The sequence below is a fragment of the Desulfovibrionales bacterium genome (assembly GCA_028715605.1).
Lineage (GTDB): Bacteria > Desulfobacterota > QYQD01 > QYQD01 > QYQD01 > QYQD01.
Genome location: JAQURM010000004.1, coordinates 88083 through 105717, shown reverse-complemented (window position 1 = coordinate 105717; position 17635 = coordinate 88083). Strand labels below are relative to the sequence as shown.

At 49.2% G+C, this 17635-nt stretch carries 21 protein-coding genes; 3 read left to right on the top strand and 18 right to left on the bottom strand.

Going from position 1 to position 17635, the window contains the following annotated elements; genetic code table 11:
- Positions 1-111: 111 nt before the first annotated feature.
- Positions 112-2037, top strand: coding sequence for a molybdopterin biosynthesis protein (locus PHT49_06270; protein ID MDD5451485.1), 1926 nt, complete (start codon positions 112-114; stop codon positions 2035-2037).
- A 109-nt stretch (positions 2038-2146) separates the two neighbouring features.
- Here the strand turns inward: PHT49_06270 and PHT49_06265 are convergent, their stop codons facing one another.
- The 3 genes from PHT49_06265 to PHT49_06255 form a co-directional block, all read right to left on the bottom strand.
- A complete protein-coding gene (locus PHT49_06265; GenBank protein ID MDD5451484.1) occupies positions 2147-2500 on the bottom strand; it encodes a type II toxin-antitoxin system PemK/MazF family toxin in 354 nt (117 codons plus the stop codon).
- Complete coding sequence (locus tag PHT49_06260) at positions 2494-2751, bottom strand: ribbon-helix-helix domain-containing protein (GenBank protein MDD5451483.1); 258 nt, start codon at positions 2749-2751, stop codon at positions 2494-2496. Before PHT49_06260 ends, PHT49_06265 begins: the two co-directional genes overlap by 7 nt.
- A gap of 189 nt (positions 2752-2940) precedes the next feature.
- On the bottom strand, positions 2941-3666 hold the full coding sequence (locus tag PHT49_06255; GenBank protein MDD5451482.1) for a hypothetical protein: 726 nt from the start codon (positions 3664-3666) through the stop codon (positions 2941-2943).
- Between the two features lie 328 nt (positions 3667-3994).
- Here PHT49_06255 and PHT49_06250 point away from each other — a divergent pair, with 328 nt between their 5' ends.
- Positions 3995-4360: a DUF1992 domain-containing protein gene (locus tag PHT49_06250; protein ID MDD5451481.1), complete on the top strand. Its 366-nt coding sequence runs from the start codon at positions 3995-3997 to the stop codon at positions 4358-4360.
- Between the two features lie 71 nt (positions 4361-4431).
- On the opposite strand, the gene PHT49_06245 is transcribed toward PHT49_06250, so the two are convergent.
- The 13 genes from PHT49_06245 to PHT49_06185 all read right to left on the bottom strand — a co-directional run bounded on the left by PHT49_06245 (position 4432) and on the right by PHT49_06185 (position 14121).
- A complete protein-coding gene (locus tag PHT49_06245; GenBank protein ID MDD5451480.1) occupies positions 4432-6219 on the bottom strand; it encodes a Na(+)/H(+) antiporter subunit D in 1788 nt (595 codons plus the stop codon).
- Positions 6212-6421: a hypothetical protein gene (locus tag PHT49_06240; GenBank protein MDD5451479.1), complete on the bottom strand. Its 210-nt coding sequence runs from the start codon at positions 6419-6421 to the stop codon at positions 6212-6214. Before PHT49_06240 ends, PHT49_06245 begins: the two co-directional genes overlap by 8 nt.
- A gap of 4 nt (positions 6422-6425) precedes the next feature.
- Entirely contained in the window at positions 6426-7919 is a 1494-nt protein-coding gene (locus PHT49_06235) for a monovalent cation/H+ antiporter subunit D family protein (protein MDD5451478.1), read from the bottom strand.
- 15 nt (positions 7920-7934) lie between these two features.
- Entirely contained in the window at positions 7935-9434 is a 1500-nt protein-coding gene (locus PHT49_06230) for a monovalent cation/H+ antiporter subunit D family protein (GenBank protein ID MDD5451477.1), read from the bottom strand.
- Position 9435: 1 nt separating this feature from the next.
- Positions 9436-9822 carry a cation:proton antiporter subunit C gene (locus PHT49_06225; protein MDD5451476.1) on the bottom strand — a complete coding sequence of 129 codons (387 nt, stop codon included), beginning with the start codon at positions 9820-9822 and terminating at the stop codon, positions 9436-9438.
- The gene (locus PHT49_06220; protein MDD5451475.1) at positions 9815-10108 is read right to left on the bottom strand and encodes a hypothetical protein; all 294 of its coding nucleotides are present in this window, start codon (positions 10106-10108) and stop codon (positions 9815-9817) included. The genes PHT49_06225 and PHT49_06220 overlap by 8 nt, the downstream gene beginning before the upstream one ends.
- Entirely contained in the window at positions 10105-10350 is a 246-nt protein-coding gene (locus PHT49_06215) for a DUF4040 domain-containing protein (GenBank protein ID MDD5451474.1), read from the bottom strand. Before PHT49_06215 ends, PHT49_06220 begins: the two co-directional genes overlap by 4 nt.
- Complete coding sequence (gene mnhG / locus PHT49_06210; protein ID MDD5451473.1) at positions 10347-10709, bottom strand: monovalent cation/H(+) antiporter subunit G; 363 nt, start codon at positions 10707-10709, stop codon at positions 10347-10349. Before mnhG ends, PHT49_06215 begins: the two co-directional genes overlap by 4 nt.
- 2 nt (positions 10710-10711) lie before the next feature.
- Positions 10712-10987 (bottom strand): monovalent cation/H+ antiporter complex subunit F, encoded by a 276-nt coding sequence (locus PHT49_06205; GenBank protein MDD5451472.1) that lies wholly within the window; start codon positions 10985-10987, stop codon positions 10712-10714.
- A gap of 39 nt (positions 10988-11026) precedes the next feature.
- Positions 11027-11983 (bottom strand): sigma-54 dependent transcriptional regulator, encoded by a 957-nt coding sequence (locus tag PHT49_06200; protein ID MDD5451471.1) that lies wholly within the window; start codon positions 11981-11983, stop codon positions 11027-11029.
- Between the two features lie 61 nt (positions 11984-12044).
- Entirely contained in the window at positions 12045-12497 is a 453-nt protein-coding gene (locus PHT49_06195; protein ID MDD5451470.1) for a Na(+)/H(+) antiporter subunit B, read from the bottom strand.
- A gap of 40 nt (positions 12498-12537) precedes the next feature.
- Complete coding sequence (locus tag PHT49_06190; GenBank protein ID MDD5451469.1) at positions 12538-13257, bottom strand: Na+/H+ antiporter subunit E; 720 nt, start codon at positions 13255-13257, stop codon at positions 12538-12540.
- Between the two features lie 84 nt (positions 13258-13341).
- Positions 13342-14121, bottom strand: a complete 780-nt coding sequence (locus PHT49_06185; protein MDD5451468.1) for a universal stress protein — start codon at positions 14119-14121, stop codon at positions 13342-13344.
- Between the two features lie 616 nt (positions 14122-14737).
- Here PHT49_06185 and PHT49_06180 point away from each other — a divergent pair.
- The gene (locus tag PHT49_06180) at positions 14738-15604 is read left to right on the top strand and encodes a universal stress protein (protein ID MDD5451467.1); all 867 of its coding nucleotides are present in this window, start codon (positions 14738-14740) and stop codon (positions 15602-15604) included.
- Positions 15605-15670: 66 nt separating this feature from the next.
- Here the strand turns inward: PHT49_06180 and PHT49_06175 are convergent, their stop codons facing one another.
- On the bottom strand, positions 15671-16063 hold the full coding sequence (locus PHT49_06175) for a response regulator (protein MDD5451466.1): 393 nt from the start codon (positions 16061-16063) through the stop codon (positions 15671-15673).
- 50 nt (positions 16064-16113) lie between these two features.
- A complete protein-coding gene (locus PHT49_06170; GenBank protein MDD5451465.1) occupies positions 16114-17634 on the bottom strand; it encodes a response regulator in 1521 nt (506 codons plus the stop codon).
- Between the last annotated feature and the right edge of the window lies 1 nt (position 17635).

Here is a 17635-nt window from a genome sequence, read left to right as displayed (position 1 = left end):
TTAGCCACTAAGACACAAAGTCACTAAGGTTATAGAGTAATTCTCTCTTTGTGCCTTGGTGACTTTGTGGCTGAATAGTTGCCATATTTGAAGAATCAGGAGGCCTGAATTTTGCGAAAAATTTATCTGGAAATGAAGACCCTGGACGAGGCCCAGGGAATATTCTTCAATGCCCTTGATTATGCGCCTATACTCAAGAGTGAAAAGATTCCTGCGACTGAGGCCCTGGACAGAATTACCGCCGAAGCTGTGTATGCCCGTTTTTCTTCCCCGTCCTTTCACTCCGCAGCCATGGATGGTATAGCCGTTCTGGCTGAAGATACCTACGGGGCCTCCGAAGGAAACCCCAAACAACTGACCATCGGCAAGGACACCTTCTTTGTCAACACCGGCCATATCCTGCCACCCGGGACCAATGCCGTTATCATGATTGAAGAGGTCCACCAGATAAACGAAAAAACTGTGGAGATACAGGCCCCGGCCCATCCCTGGAAATATGTGCGCAAGGTAGGCGAGGACATCGTGGCCACCGAGCTGATACTTCCCCAAAACCACCGTATAACACCGTTTGACATCGGCGCACTCCTGGCCGGGGGGATATTTACGCTTTCGGTAAAGAAAAAACCGTGCGTAGTTATCATCCCTACCGGCAGCGAACTCATAGCCGCCGGGGACATTACCGGTGATGCCCCTCCCCAGGGAAAGATCGTCGAATATAACTCGCATATCCTGGCCGGTCTGGTGGAAAAATGCGGGGCTATTCCCATCCGGCACGAGATAATATCCGATGATTGTGATCGCATCAAAGGCGCTGTACAAAAAGCCTGCGCTGCTGATTATGACTGCATAATAATTAATGCCGGCTCCTCGGCCGGCTCAGAAGACTATACCTATACAGTCATAAAAGAATTGGGCCGGGTCCTGGTTCACGGAGTAACTATTATGCCCGGGAAGCCTACGATACTGGGCATCATCGCCGGCAAACCGGTCATAGGAAATCCGGGCTATCCGGTATCGGCGGTCATCTCCTTCGACCAGTTTGTCCGTCCCATTCTTTATAAAATGATGGGCATCCCTCTACCGGAACGTCCCCGCATCACGGCCAGACCGGCGCGCAAGATCCCTTCCAAGCTGGGCATAGAGGAATTTCTCAGGGTCAATGTAGGTCGCGTAGGCGATACAACCATTGCCACTCCCCTGCCCCGCGGCGCCGGCGCGATTACTACCTTGACTAGGGCCGACGGCATACTGCGCATACCACATCTTTCCGAAGGGATAAACGCCGATGAAGAAGTGGAGATAGAACTTCTAAGAGAGGCCCGTGAAATCGCAAATACCTTGGTCATCATCGGAAGCCACGACCTCACCATAGACGTGTTAGCCAACGAGATCAAAAAAAGTACGCCCCGGTTAAGCCTGTCCTCCAGTCATGTAGGCAGCACCGGCGGGCTGCTGGCCATCGGCAAAGGCATGGCCCACCTGGCCGGCTCACATCTCTTTGACCCGGAAACAGGGGAATATAACATCCCATATATCAAAAAAATAATCCCCGATGTCCCGGTAAAATTGGTAAATCTGGTCTATCGGGAGCAGGGATTGATAGTCCCTAAGGGGAACCCAAAAGGTATCCAGTCTATTCACGATCTCAGGCGTAAAGACATCGGCTTTATCAACCGGCAAGCAGGCTCCGGCACCCGGATCCTGCTTGATTTCCAGATCAAGAAGCTGGGTATCTCTCCTGCTGAAATAACCGGCTATGAAAGGGAAGAATACACCCACATGTCGGTAGCCGTGGATGTCTTAAGCGGCAGCGCTGATGCAGGGTTGGGCATATATGCTGCGGCCAGGGCGCTAGGATTAGATTTTATTTCGGTAGTTAAGGAGCGTTACGATCTGGTCATACCGGCCATGTTTTGGGATGATGAAAGAATCCGGGCACTCCTGGCAGTTATTATGTCACCTGAGTTTAAGGAAATCGTTGAACAGTTGGGCGGGTATGATACGAGCCGAACCGGTGAGCTTATCTGGGCGTCATAACAACGAAAGGTATAAGGTGCAGCCGAGCGAAGCGAGGCAACAAGGCCGCAGGCCTTGCCGTCGGTTTAATAGCTTGGTCAGCAGTTTTTTGACAAGGACATTTTGATGGTTAAACTTCTCTCGGCTCGGTAAGCAGTTTTATGCCTTTAAGAATTTCGTTAAATCTTTTTTCTGACACCTTACCAATTTTTTCAACCAAGTCGCTTTTATTAACCGTGTAAATTTGCGAAATATTCACGACACTTTTTTTAGGAAGGTTGGCTTCACCTTTATTCAGTAAAACGTTGCCCGGCGCCTGAGCTCTTTTGACGTTTGAGGTAAGAGCACAAACTACTACCGTATTAATTTTGCTCGCGTTAAATAAATTGTTTTGAATAACTACATGAGGATGCCGATAGCCCGGCTCAGACCCTGATGGCTGACCAAGGTCAACCCAATAGATTTCACCTTGTCCGATTACCATGGCTCTTGCCCTATGATTTTGCGGTGTTTGGCTTTCATAGATGTAGAAATTTTTCTTTCTTCATCATCTGGGTGGTCACTGTATGCATCATTCAGTTGGGCAAGCAGTGTTCGGTTTTCTTCTTTTTTCAAATAATCTCTCACCGCGATGGTAAACAGCCGGCTACGTGAAACATGTAGTTTGTGCGCCAGCTTGTTGACTTTGTCAAATAATTCTTCATCCAACGATATAGCGGTTTTGACTCCAGACATATTTCACCTCATGCATCGTTTTGTAATTGTATTATGCAATCAGTTTATACCGTTGTCAATACTTAATGGCGGAATGAAAGTTTTGACTGCTAACGACGCCCGCGCTCAGCCGCGCCGAGTGAGCGAAGCGAACGAGGAAACCGCCTGCGAAGCGGGCGGCGTCCGCTGGAGCGCGTGGTTGGGCGGCATCTATTTCTTCGCCTGTTCTGTGACTTGAGTAATCAGCTCATTGGACTGTTTGAGAATCTCCGCAGCCTGCTCTAGGTTGGCCTTATCAGCCTCGCCGCCGACAAGCATAGACTGAAGCTCACGCAGTAACCTCGTTTCGAGTTCATCAAGGAGGTAGTGGTATCCCTCTGGCCCGTACTTGTCGATGTAGGCCGGTTGATGCGGCAGAGCGGTCTTCAGCAACTTGTCAATGGAATCCGTGTTGGCAAAGTCCTGTTTTCCGAGGCCACTTTTCAAAATCTGCCAACGCATCGCTGCATGTACGCAGATGGCTTGAAGTGCCGTAAATATGGCCCATGCCATTGGTGAAACGAACGGGCGAGCCTTTTGGGCGTCCGCGCTGCCGAGCAACTTTATGTCGAAGCCGCCGCCCATCATGTCAAATAGCTGTCTGACCTTTGGGTCGCGCTCCGCTCTTTCAGCCGCAGCTTCAAATTTAAACACCGAAAGCCAGTTAGACAGTGCACGTGCAGGGGCAAGGGCCATGGTAGCGGCCCAAAGCTGATCCACCGCATCGAGTCGCCTCTTGTCCACGGCGATCTGCCGGCTAGCCAAAGCGGTCATCGCGCCGCCTCTCAGGGCCGCGATTTCCGCTTCTTTTGCTCGAAGCTCTGTCCTCAGTCGTTCTTCGCCCTGCCGTAGTTCCGCCTCTAAGGCGCTCCAGTTTTTCGTTGAATTCGTGCTCAACACTGGCAGTGAGGCGTGTCCGTATGAGCGTGCGGCCAAACCAAAGCAGAAGGGCAAGAAGCCCAGTTGTCGAGAGAGCGGGAATCCAGTCAGCCAATGTCATGCCGCCCAACATTATATATTATATCGACTCGACTTTTTTCGTCGAGACCTGCGGTTAGGGATAATCGTATAAGAATTTGCGAAATAACACAATAAGAAAAAATCTATTTAAATATTAAGTGGATAGAATCGATAAAACAAAAAACAAGGCTGGTTTTTTAAGGGATAAATTAAATGTTGCGGCTAGCGAAATTTGCTGCTATTTTTTAGTATAAAGGTTGTCCTTATGATCTACCCTCAGCGTATTATAGAAAATATAATCAGGGAAGCCATTGAAAAGGGCGAGTTTGACAATCTGCCCGGCAAAGGGAAACCCCTGGTCTTCGAAGACGATAGCCACGTCCCTGAAGATCTGCGCCTGGTCTATAAAATTTTAAAAAATGCCGATTGTATCCCACCGGAACTGCAATTGAAGAAGGATATCCGGGCTGCCCAGGACCTGTTATCCGGGCTCACCGATGAAAAGGAAAAATACCGGCAGATGAAGAAACTGAACTTCTTGGTCATGAAGCTCAACGTCATGCAGAAGCGACCTGTGAATTTTGAAGAAAACCAGATTTATTATGAAAAACTGATCGACAAGATGAAGTAATTTCCATCCGGAAAGCCTGGCTTCCCGGATGGAAATTAAATGATTCTCGACCCCTTCACAAAAGGCCAATCTCATCCCCCGACAGCGAAATAGATCAGGGTAAGCAAAAACAGGAATATGGTGGCCACACCGGCCGATACGCCGATAGGTATCCTGTACGTATTCACATTATACGGCTCGTTTCGGACAGCCTGATATTTATCCTTGGGGTCGCCACGGAAGTAGGAAGCAATAAGCCGCCCCGCTCGATACGGGTTTTTGGCAAGAAGTGCAACACCTTTCACATCACTGGTAAGAAAAGCTTGCACTCCTGAGCGTAATGCGTTCAGCGGCTTCTCACAGAACCACGCAACGCCACGGCCAAACATTCTATAAAACCAATCCGTATCCATGCTGACCGTTGGTTCTCCCCCCAGCTTGTCTATGTAGAGCCAGAAAGCAGCGGCCGTCAGTAACAGCATCTGCATCATGGCCACGACCTTATCCGCAGTATAAGGATGGAAATCAACCGGATAAGGGAGGATATTATACAGTACCTGGGGATAGACGCCGGTGAGTATGCACAAAAATGCCGTCAGCCCCATCGCTACCAGCATGTTCAGCGGCGGTTCTTTAGCCTCTATTTTGTCCTCCTGCCCGGTAGGCTTGCCAAACCAAGTACCCCAGGGAAGCTTCAGGCCCGTATGGAGAAATGTCCCTATAGAGGCAAGGTGAAGCATAAGCTCGATAGCCGGCCGGTTCAGCATGCCGGCAGCGGCTACGACCATGGTCTTGCTGACAAAACCATTGAATAAGGGTACGGCCGAGATGGAAAAGGCGCCAATCATATAGAGTGTGACGGTAATGGGCATCATCCGGTACAGGTTTCTACCCTGTAATTCGGTCATCTTACGCCGTCCCGTCACGTAAATCACCGCGCCGGTACCCATGAAAAGTAATGCCTTGTAAAGAATGTGACAGAAGGCATGGGCACTTGCACCATTTATGGCTAATTCAGTTCCCAACCCGACGCCACAGACCATATATCCGACCTGACTGATAATGTGGTAGGCAAGAAGCCTTCGGATATCATTCTCGAGAACCGCGTAAACCACACCATAGAGGGCCATGATCGCCCCAAGCCATACCAGAAGCTCGGTTCCGGCAAATCCTCGCGCCAGTACGTATACGGCGCTTTTCGTGGTAAAGGCAGTCATGAATACGCTGCCGGTCACTGTCCCCTCCGGATAGGCATCCGCCAGCCAGGCATGGAGCGGAGGCACCGCGGCATTGAGCAAAAAACCGAAGAGGATGAAGTTTGAAGCCAGGGTATCGGATTTCAGCAGTGAAAAGGCCGTGGATCCCGTCTCGACCACGTGCATGATAATACCGGCCAACAGAATCGCACCGCCGGTCAGGTGCACAAAGACGTATCTGAATCCGGCGTCGAGAGCCGCCTGTTCCCGCCTGTACCAGACCAGAAAAACAGAGGCCCCGGCCATAATCTCCCAGAAAACGAACAGGGTGAAAAGATCTCCGGTAAAGACCACCCCAAGCGTACTCCCCATATACAGAAATGCCGCCACGTGCTGCCCGTCTTCTTTTATGTGGATCGCATAGACCATCCCCAGGAATGACATGATGACAAAGATGTAGCCGAATACCATGCTCAGTTTGTCAACGCGGCCTAAGATAAGCTCATATCCCAGGAATTGATAAATCCAGTAGGTGCCCTGGGGCATGTTGAGAAGATCCCAGAATGCAATGGCCGGGATCAGGAGCAAAAAGGCCTGTTTCAAAAGCCTGAGCCTGTTCCCTAACAGGGGAATGAGGAACGCCCCGACGATATATATGAAGGCTGGAGGAACAATATCAATCATAATAACCCTCCTTCTTCTGCAGCCAGCCATGACCCAGCGCCTTGGAGACAACGATGATGACGATGCATCCGATGAATCCAAAGACCGCATCAAACACCGGTATCTTTTGCCACCAGAAGTGGGCATGCGGATTTGGAAAAACCAGCCCCAGCAGACAACTCAGGACAATTAAGCCGAAAAAAATGTACTTGAAGGTCTTCATAATATCAACTTACCCCCAGAATGTTATTAACGGCCAAGGCAGTTATGTTAAAGAATCTGAAAAAGGCATCCGGATAGACCCCCAGGATCACCGCCATGACGGCGGTAACCACAAGCGGGACGACCATAAACATCGGAGCCTCGTCAAAATGCGGTTTGACATCATCTAAGGGCTTCTTGAAGAAGGCCTTATAAATAATGGGGAAAAAGAAGGCCACGTCCAGTAAGGCACTGGTCAGCAGTATAAAGAGAAAGACTATTTCTTTGGACTCCATGGCCCCTAGACAAAGGTACCATTTACTTATGAAGCCATTTACCGGCGGAACCCCTGCGAGGCCCATAGCGCCTATAGTAAAGGCAGCGAAGGTAAGCGGCATCTGCCTGCCCAGGCCATCCAGTTGACTAACGTATTCCTTATGGGTTTTGACATATATGGCCCCGGCACAGAAAAAGAGGGTGATTTTCATAAAACCATGGAAAGCCATATGCAGTATCCCACCGGTAATACTGCTCTTCGATAATAAAGCAGCTCCCAAGACCATAATAGAGAGGCAGTTTACCGTCGAAAATGCCAGTCGCCGCTTGAGATGATCCTGCCCTAAAGCCAACAATCCGGCAGCAAGTATGGTGAAGGAAACAAAATAGGCCAGGGGCAACCACAATCCCAGATCACCGAGGAGCTTGGGGCCAAAGATAAAAAGGATAACCCGGAGACATCCAAAGACACCGGCTTTCACCACGGCCACGGCATGGAGGAGGGCACTGACCGGTGTGGGGGCGACCATGGCTGTGGGCAGCCATTCATGCATAGGCATGATCCCGCCCTTGACCCCGAACCCGAGAATAAGGGTTATCAGGAGTAAAGTCTGTATGGCAGGTGACCCATGTCCGGCCAGAAAGCCGCCCGCCCGAAAATCCAGAGTCCCGGTCAGGTGGTAGAGCATCGCTGTTGAAAACAGTATCAGAGTGCCGGCGGTCAGGGTATAGAAGAGGTACTTCCGACCGCCCATGACGGCCTCCTGGGTCTCTTTATGAACCACCAGTGGCCAGGTGGAGATCGTAAGAATCTCGTAGAAGACAAACAGAGTCAACAGATTGGCGGAAAACGCAATACCAATAGCGGCAGACATGCACATGGCAAAGCCAAAGAAGTAACGCGTCTGGGCGTGCTCATTCAGCCCCCGCATGTAGCCTATGGAATAGAAGGAAGTAGCAATCCACAGGGTAGAAGACAGAAGGGCAAAAATCATCCCGAAGGGCTCCACCCTTAGCTGCAAGGGGACACCGGGAATTATGGGTAGAATTGTGTACTCTATGATCTTTCCATCGGTAATCAGTGGAATCATGGAGACCACCACGGAGAATTTGATGAGTGCCGCCAGAATCGTCCAAAATTCCCGGACATTCTTGTGCTTTTCTCCCGTAAGAAGGATCAGCGGGGCAGCAATAAGTGATACCAGAACAGCAAGTAGCGGCTTTATTGAATATACGATTTCCATCCTGTCTCCTCCCGGTTAAAAGCTTGCCGGAACCGCAAAGCGAATGATAAAGGCGATAATGCGTTCATTAAAGATACCTAACAAGACTACTCCAGCCGCCATAATAAGGATGGGGACAAGCATACTTAAAGGAAGCTCATCCCGCTTTATCTCCTCGTGTGTCCCGCCGTCGGTGGCATAGGCAGTCACCGGTGGTTCCAGGTAGATATTCTCTATAACCCGGAAGAAGTAAACGGCGTTTAACAGACTGCTAGCCAACAGAACCACTATAAAGGCCCACTGTCTTGCATCGATCGCGCCTAAGACGAGATAAAACTTGCTAAAGAACCCACCAGTAGGCGGTATGCCTATCATGGAGAGGGCGGCGATGGTAAAGGCAGCCATGGTAAAGGGCATCTTTTTATGCAGTCCCCGAAACTGCGTAATATCCCGCATACCCATCTTGTACATTATTCCGCCAGCCACCAGGAACAGGGTCCCTTTCATAAAGGCATGGTTCAGAATGTGCAGTAAGCCGCCGGTAAGCCCCATCCGGTTGGCCAGCCCGATACCCAGCACGATATACCCGATGTTCGCTATGGAAGAATAGGCCAGCATCCTTTTCAAATCGGTCTGGGCGATGGCCAGGATCGAACCGGCGATAATGCCGCCGGCCGCCACCCAGGTCAGGATCTGAGTTATTGGGATCAGGTCTATGGAAAAGTGCGGTTTAAACAACGTAAAGAAAATCCGGACCATGAGATAGGCCATAACCTTGGTGAACAGGGGGGCGATAACCGCGCTGGTGGCAGAAGGCGCATAGGTATATGCATCCGGAAGCCACACATGCAACGGGAAGAGACCCATTTTGACGGCGATGCCCACCGTAAACAAGGCAAAGCCGACCAGCACCGCCTTGTTATGATATAGGGCGGGTAATAGCTGGGACAAATCGGCCATGTTCAGCGAACCGGTCACAATGTACACGTAGCCGATCCCCAGATAGTAAAAACAGGCCCCTACGGTGCCCATGATTACATAGTTGAATGCCGCCATAGGCGCCCCGTCTTCACCAACCGCTATGAGGGCATAGGCAGTGAGGGATGCAATCTCCAAAAAGACAAAGACGTTAAAGAGGTCACCGGTGACCGTGATGCCAATGAGGCCGGTCACCATGAGCAGGAAAATACTGTAGTATGGGACCAACTTTTCAGGAATTTCCCGCTCGATACTCTTTTTCGAGTAGATGGCTACCATAAGGCCAATGAACGTCAGCATCACCAGCATAAAGGCGTTGAGGTGATCCACCACGTACTCGATGCCCCAGGGCGGCTCCCAGCCCCCTTGCCAGTAGTGAATCGTCCCTCTCTCCATAACCAAGTCCAGAATACCCAGAGAGCATAGGAAAGATACCCCTAAGGCAGCCAGGACTAACGGGTAACATAGCCACCTCTTAAACCATCCTAGCAGCACCACAAGAAAAGAGGTGATTAGCGGGACGGTTACAATTAATACGATGCATTGTTCGTAGCGCATGTTAGACTCCCGTTTCCTTGCGAATCTCTAATATTTCATCCTCAGCCAAGGTCTTATACCGGTTATAAATCATGATTATTATGGCCAGAGCCACTCCGGTTGTGGCGATACCCACCACGATGGCGGTAAGCATCAGGACGTGGGGTATTGGGTTCAGGTACTTACCGGGATCGGCCATACCGTGGAGGTCCTCCGCGGTCAGTATAGGGATGTCGCCCCCCACCTTGGACCCGATAGAAATATAAAAGAGGATTATCGCCACCTGAAAGATATTCATACCTATAAGTTTTTTTACCAGATTCCTCTTTCCGATCATGCCGTAGAGGCCAAGCATCATCAGAAAGATATAGACCCAGTAGTTATATTTACTGATGATGTACTCAAGCATTGTTTTCTCCTTCGCCCCTCTTTTTCTTCCGTAACATCAGGATACAGGCCATCCCGGCCGTATAGATAACCGTGGTCTCCCCCATGGTGTCATAGCCCCGGTAATCAGCAACCACCGTCGTAACTATATTCGGAGTCCCCGTCTCTATGTATGCACCCTGGGTATAACGGGGCGAAACGTGCACGCTGCCCGGCTGATCCGGGTCGCCCCACCTGGGGAAGTCCTCCGCGCCATAGACGAGCATGACACTGGTTATGATTACCGTGAGCAAAGCAAACGCTTTCAATCTTTCGCCCTCCTTTTCGTCTTATGGACTGCAGCGATAAACAGGACGGTGCCCACACCAGCCCCCACGCAGGCCTCGGTAAAGGCCACATCCACCGCCCCCATCTCCGTGTAAATAAGGCACATGAAGAAGCTGAAGGACCCGAGGATAATCGTAGCGCCCAAAAGATCTTTTATCTGTAGGGCCGCAATACCGGTTATTACCACAAAGACAAGCAGTATAATATCCAGTGGGACTATCATTCTTTATCTACCTCCTTAAACTGATTATCCAAGGTCCAAGGCTTGACACCGCATCTAAAGGCGGCTCTATATAGGGCATGGGTGGATACGGGGCCAGCCAGAAACCAGAACATAGCGATAAAGATAATCTTTATGCTCACCAGGATATAGGGTAGCGCAAAGTTGCCCGCAAAAGCATTGTAGATGGCTAGACCGATGAGGCATAAGAGAACTGCCAGGGTATCACTCTTGCCCGTGGCATGCATACGGCAATAGAAGTCAGGCAGGCGTAAGAGCCCGATGGTGCCCCCGGTGAAGAAAAGCAAACCCAACAAAAGAAAAATCGCGGTCAGTATCGATCCTATAGTCATGGTATCCATTCTCAAACCTCTCCCATCATTTCAAGATACTTGGACGCAGCCAGGGTGCCGATAAAGTTCAGAAGCGCATAAACAATACTGATATCCACGAACATATCCAGCCGGTCGTATATGAGACCCATAAGGAGCAAAACAATCAGGGTCTTGGTCCCGATGGCCCCCACGCCTACTATCCGGTTCGTTATAAGGGGCCCCCAGATAGCCCGGTAGAGGCAAAGGAATGCCAGAAACAATAATGCAATGCTCACGCCCATAAAGAATCGCTGCATATCGATCATAGTGACACCCCGTAGAACATTACGTTTTTGTATTTACCCTCACCCCTCTGCTACTGACGAGGGTTTGCTTACCAGATTGTATTTCTTTAGCTTGGCATATAGGGTACTTCGGCTGATCTTGAGTTTTTTGGCCACCTGGAGCTTGTTCCAGTTTTCTTCCCTCAACATCTTCAGCAGAAATCTTTTCTCGTTATCCTCGAATGAGATTACCCCCTCCCCCTCTTCTCTGGTCACTTCATTCCGCAGTCTGGGGATGAGATCATCCTGGTCAATAAGCTCGTCTCGCGTCGTGAGATAGGCATACTGGATGGTGTTTTCCAACTCCTTGACATTGCCGGGCCAGGAATAATCCACCAAAAACTGCATGGCCTTGGGGGTAATCTTTTTGATGACACCCTTACCCTCACCGGATAACCGCTCCATAAAATATTCAACCCAGAAAGGTATGTCTTCTTTTCTCTGTCTCAGGGGCGGGATATATATATTTATAATGCTGAGGCGGTAGTACATCTCTTCATTAAATGTCCCCTTCTCCACTTCCTCTTTTAGATCCTTATCCGCGGCCGTTATCATACGTACATTTACCCGTACCTTCCCCCGTCCCCCCGGCCTTTCAAATTCCATCGTTTCCAGAAATTTTAGAAGTTTGACCTGAGATAAGGGGAGTACCTCGTCAATATCATTTAAGAAGGCGGTGCCGCCATCGGCCCTTTCCAATCGCCCCTTTTTGTGATGTGAAGCGCCCTTACTTATACGTTTTTCATAGCCAAATAGTTCGTCATCCAATAAGGAACGCGGATAAGCGGCACAATTAATAACCACGAATGCCTTGTCTCTCCGGGAACTATGGGCATGGATAGCCTCAGCCACCCATTCCTTTTCTGTCCCATCTTCTCCCTGGATCAGAACAGTAACATCCGTTGGAGCAAGATTTAAGATCATGTTATAGACTTGCTGCATTTTTATGGATTGTTTCTGGATGTCTTCAATCTCCAAGATGCCCTTCCCTGTGCCTTTCCGCCCTTGCTCTTCCCGGTGTTCTATTTATTACCTGTTATTACCTGCGTTCAGGCGGCAACCCGCCGGTGGAAATATCATAGACCAAAGAGGTCATAACGGCCATGACGCCAAAGCCGACGCCTGTCTCCACAAACAGAATACCGAGGGCCCTGGCTCTCGCTATGGTTACGGGCAGGATTTTTGTCAGCTCTCTATAATCCAGAAAATTTCCGCCCAGGGCCAGGCATAAGGCCCCGGTCCCTGAATAAATTAAAAGTCCGAGACAGAGGAATATGATATCGACCTTTTCAGACAACCGCCTCCTGGCCATATCCAGCCCGAAAGAAATGACCATCAGGATAAAACTGGCCGCGAGTATAACGCCTCCCTGAAATCCGCCGCCCGGACTGTAGTGCCCATGGGCAATAACATAGAGGGCATAGAGCTGTAAAAACGGCGCCAGCACCCGGGTAAGGGTCCTTATAATTATATCCTCGTAGGTTATTATCATTTCTCTACCGCCTCCTGCTTAAGTCACATCGTTTCCATCTTTATCTCAAAGCCCCATATATACGGGCCACATCCAATACATCCTGGACATAGACATGCTCCGCCTCCATATAGACATGGGCCACCCTGTCCTCCATCTCGCCGCCGTAGAGAAGGTCATAGGCCACCTCTTCATCGATGGCATGCACGTAGTACTCGCCGTCCTTTATCTCTACGGTGATAGTACCCGGGGTAAGGGTTATGGAGTTGGCAAAGGTTACCATCGAGATATCTGTTTGCAATTTTGTCTTGAACCTTATTATCCGGGGATTTATAGGCATCTTGGGCTTCAAAACAATCTTGATTACGTGGACGCTGGCCAGATAGATCTGGTATAGCAACCAGGGAATATAGGCGAAAAACCTCTTTACTATAGTGCGCATATCCCCCACCCGTACATTAACAAAGAGGAGATCGTGGGATATATAGGCCACCAGGGCACAGCAACCCACCCCGATGCTGAGATGGAAGACATCAAAGAACCCGGAAAGCGGCATCCAGAATGGAAAGAACAATAATGCAAATGTGGCCAGAAAACTCAGGACCTCGGATTTAGTCCGCTCCGCCCCTTTAAAGATGTCCTGTACCTTCTTCTCCTCAAGGACCTTGGCCTCGGCCGTAAATCTAACCGAGGTATTGAGTACGTCCAGAGCACGATTTCTGGCCTCTTCTATGATCTTAAAGGCCTCGTCTGTAGCCTGGATTAAGACCGTCACTTCCATGCCTTTTACTCCTTTGTTTGTCCTAACGTATTGTCAAAACCTAATCACGGAGAATATAGCGCTATGCTCTGTCTGTGGTTAAATCTAAGGAATAAATAATGCCGGTATCGTCGTTTCCTCCGCTACCTTATATACCGTCCGGCCCGGGAAGATCTTCCGTACAGCGGCCTTCCGGCTGTTTCCCATGACGATCAGCGTGGCATGATAATCCCGTGCCGCCAGCATAATCTCCTCAGCCGTCCGGCCGGCGTAGATATGAAATTCCGCATCTATCCCCTGAGAAGAAAACATCCGGCGTGTGTCCTGGAGTTTTTTCTTAAGCCCCCGCATCTCACCCACGGTCAGCTTCTTTTGAATAACATTCACGATATCCATTTCCTTTGCCAGGCCGTTAAGTCCCTGGATAAAAGAGGCCGCCCGCTCTGAGGCCGGCGACCAGTCAGTGGCAAAAACCAGGTGTTCAAAGACCCCCGCAGCCGGAGGCCGCGCCATTTCCCTCACTCGCCTGGCTATCAAAACGGGTACGGTCAATCCCTTAACGAGGCGACTGCTGTCACGCCTGGAAACCGCTCTTGTGCCATCACTGCTAAACTCTGCCGCCACAAGCGAAAAACTATTACCAGCGGCCGCTCTTAAAATGGAAGCGACAAGATTCCCTTCTTCCCCATGGGCCCAAACCTTAGCCCCCGAGCCGGACAACCGCAGTTGCCACTCCTGGGAATAGCGTTCGGCCATAATTTTTCCTCCGGCATGGAGGAACACCACCTCTCGCAGCCCCACCTTTGTGGTCTCCAGCAGCGACTCCAATAAACTACTCTTGGGTTCGCCAAGGTTTGTTGCATAAAGCAATCTCTCTAACGCCACATTAATCCTCCGAATTCTGGCTCATAGCATAACCCTAAGCGCCATATCATCCAGTTGTACCCCGCCATGGCCAAAGTAAATATTTAAGTTTGGCCCCCTATCTGCCGATAAAAATAATTTAAGCTTAATCTCGCGTTGTTAAATACAGCAACTTCTATGCCTAACCCAGGATACAACTCAGCCCATTATTTCATCCTGCCGTTATTCTTAACAAAAACTTGTTAATTGTGATGTTGAGAACTAATAAACCCTTCAGACATTAGTGTACAATTTTAATACACCATAATTTTCCTTATTTGGATAATTCTTGTATTTTAAATACTAAATTACTGTATAAATATCGTACAGTAATCTGTGTTTTTATTGTACAGTATGTATCCTTTATCCCAGAGAGCCATCTCAATACCAAAAATGATGGTCTCGTAATTTCCCTCTCCCTCGCCGGGCGAGGGAAATTACGATTTTTACGAATTCATCAAAATCAAGGTGCGAACCATCGAGTTACGCAGTGCACGAAAATATTTTTAGAAAACATAAACATAAATCTTGACAAGCGGCTTGTTTGTAGGCCAAAATGCAAAACGTTTTTCATCTTTACAGGGGAGGATGTGTGAATATGCAAATTAAGAAGCTACTCTTCGTAACCGACTTTGAGGAATTGTGGTTTGATGCCCTTCAGTCGCTGATGGATCTTCGCAAGGTGGGTCTTAATCACGTAGTATTTTTACATGTAATAGAGAGAGAAAAGGTGGCCATGCGCCGGGGAACCGGCTATCTTAAGAGTGAAGAACTAAAACTCAAAGAAATGGCCAATGTCCGGTTTATAAATTGGGCGGAAAGCCTGTTTGAAATGGGCATGGAATGCGGCGCCTACGTCGTAGTGGGTGATCCGGTCCCCAAGATATTATCCACGGCAGAGGTCGAAAAAGTAGATCTTGTTGTCACCGGTCGCCACAAAAAGGCCAAGATGAAGGGGCTCTATATAGACTCCCAGACTCTGGAGCTTCTCCGGAGGACCACTGTCCCTGTCCTGGTCCATAAATACATGACCAAAGACGGCAAGATCAACAAGGCCCCCTTCGAGAAGCCCCTCATGGCCACAGACTGGTCTGCCCCCTGTGCCAGGGCGATAGAATACCTCCTGGGGCTAAAAAACATAATAAAGAAAGCAGAGATTATACATATCCTGACCGAAAAAGATATGGAAGGGCGCTCTAAGACAGAGCTGCAAAAGATAGAGAAGGAAAGCAAAAAGCGGCTGGAAGAGGTTCGCCTGACCCTTGAAGGGGCCAAAATTGAGGCCGATACCCACCTTTACGTAGGAAAAGTCGTGGACCAAATAGAAACCGCGGCCCGCGAGCTTGACGCCACTATGATCGTCACCGGGACAACCGGAAAAGGCGCCTGGAGAGCAAGGTGGTTAGGCAGTGTCTCACACGAAGCAGCAGAAAGATTGGATTTACCCACCCTCCTCGTTCCATAATAACATAAAAAGGCCCGGATACTCTATGATTGAGTGTCCGGGCCCCCTCTAAAAAATAATAACCTTCTACCCTAATATCTTTTTTATTGTCCCCGCCAGTTCTTCCGGCTCCGTCGGCTTTTCCAGATAGGCCACCGGCTCAGGCACGGCCTGTCCACCGAACTCTGTCAGCGCGGCCTGAGAGCGGAGGAAGGTTCGTTTGGCAATCCCGGATAAGATAACTACCGGAATGGTCTTTAACGCATCGTCTGTTTTCAATTCACGATACATCCTGATCCCGCTCTCCCGCGGCATTAGGACATCCAAAACGATCAAATCCGGTTTATCTCCCCTTACCTTGGCCATCGCCTCTTCACCATTTGTCGCCACAATAGGCGTATAGCCGTTTGTCTCAACAACAGTGGTAACAAATGTCCTCACATCAGCATCATCATCTACAACAAGCACCTTTTTCCCCATAATATATCCTCCTGTGTTTTTTAAAGACTCTATCCTCCAGCCTCCATACATTAGAAATTTTCTCTCAACGGAAGGCGAATAGCAAAAGTTGACCCTTTCCCAGGCTCCGATTCTACAGTGATGGTTCCACCGTGTTCCTTGATTATCTTCTGTGTCACAAGCAGTCCTAATCCGGTGCCTGCGCCACTCTTGGTACTAAAAAAAGAGGTAAAAATCTTGTTCTTGACCTCCTCATCCATACCACAGCCATTGTCAGAGACCTCAATCACCACTGTATCCTTATCCTCAAGGGCTGTCTTTACTTCTACAACGCAATCCTTTTTCCTGTCAAGATCGAAATGACAGGCGTCAATGGCGTTGGAGACCAAATTGAGCACACAGCGGTGTATTCCCTTTGGATCTAAAGCTACCTCTCCAATAGCCTGATCAAAATTACGAATTATTTTTACGCCGACCTCTTGAGCCGCCAGATCCATAAGGTCACAGACGTCACCGGCAATGGTATTCAGAAAACATCTCTGGTAGTCGGGTTCGCGTTCTTTGGAATAATTGAGCAAATCCATAACCAGATCAGAGACCTTGCCGATATTACGGTTAACCATATCCCAGCCGGTCTTTAGCTGTTCAGGGTTATTACTCTTAAAGGCGGTATTTACCACATAAACCCCCCCTTTAAGCCCGTATAAGATATTCTTAACGCAATGGGCCAGGCCGGCCACGGTCTGGCCTATTGCAGCCAGCCTTTCCGACTCGATCAGGTCCTGCTCCAACCGTTTAATCTCTTTTAGATCCTGTAAAAAGCCGACGCTGCCCACTACCTCCTCTTTTTCGTACAGTATAGCGCCGGAAAACCTTACCGGCATCTCCTGACCATCTTTAACCTTGACATTTATTTCTTTCCACCTGAAAATATGTTCTTCTCCGTATTTTCTGCCATATAATCCTTCTTTGATCTCCCGAGCGATTTCTGCCGGATAAAGGTCCTCTATATCCATTCCCCTTATGGCCTCCAGGCGGGAATAACCGAATATTCTTGAGGCCCCCTCGTTGAAAATTAGTACACTGCCCTTCTCGTTGGTAGCCACTATGCCATCAATCGATGCCTGGATAAGCTTATCCTCAAATTCGTATCTCCGCCTCAACTCATCTGTGGCCGCTTTTACCATACTTTCCAGGTCATGGGTATACTCTTTGAGCCTCCGTTTCATCTCCAGCTTCTGCTCGGCCCTTTTAAGGGCAATGGAAAGGGCCTCATCGCTTACCGGTTTGGTAATAAAATCAGAAGCCCCAAGCTGGAGGGCCTGGATGGCTAATTCCAGCTCACCATGTCCCGTAATAACTATCACTTCCGTATCAGGTTCGATCTGCTTGATTATTTTCAGGACCTCAATGCCATCCATGCCGGGCATCTTTATATCGGTCAAAACAACCCGCGGGAGATTACGACGGAACGATTCCAGACCTTTCCCGCCATTTTCCGCCGTTAGCACCTGATACCCGTCTTTCCTTAATGAAAGGGATAAAACCTTCCTTATGCCTTCTTCGTCATCAATCAGCAGCAGTGTTGACACC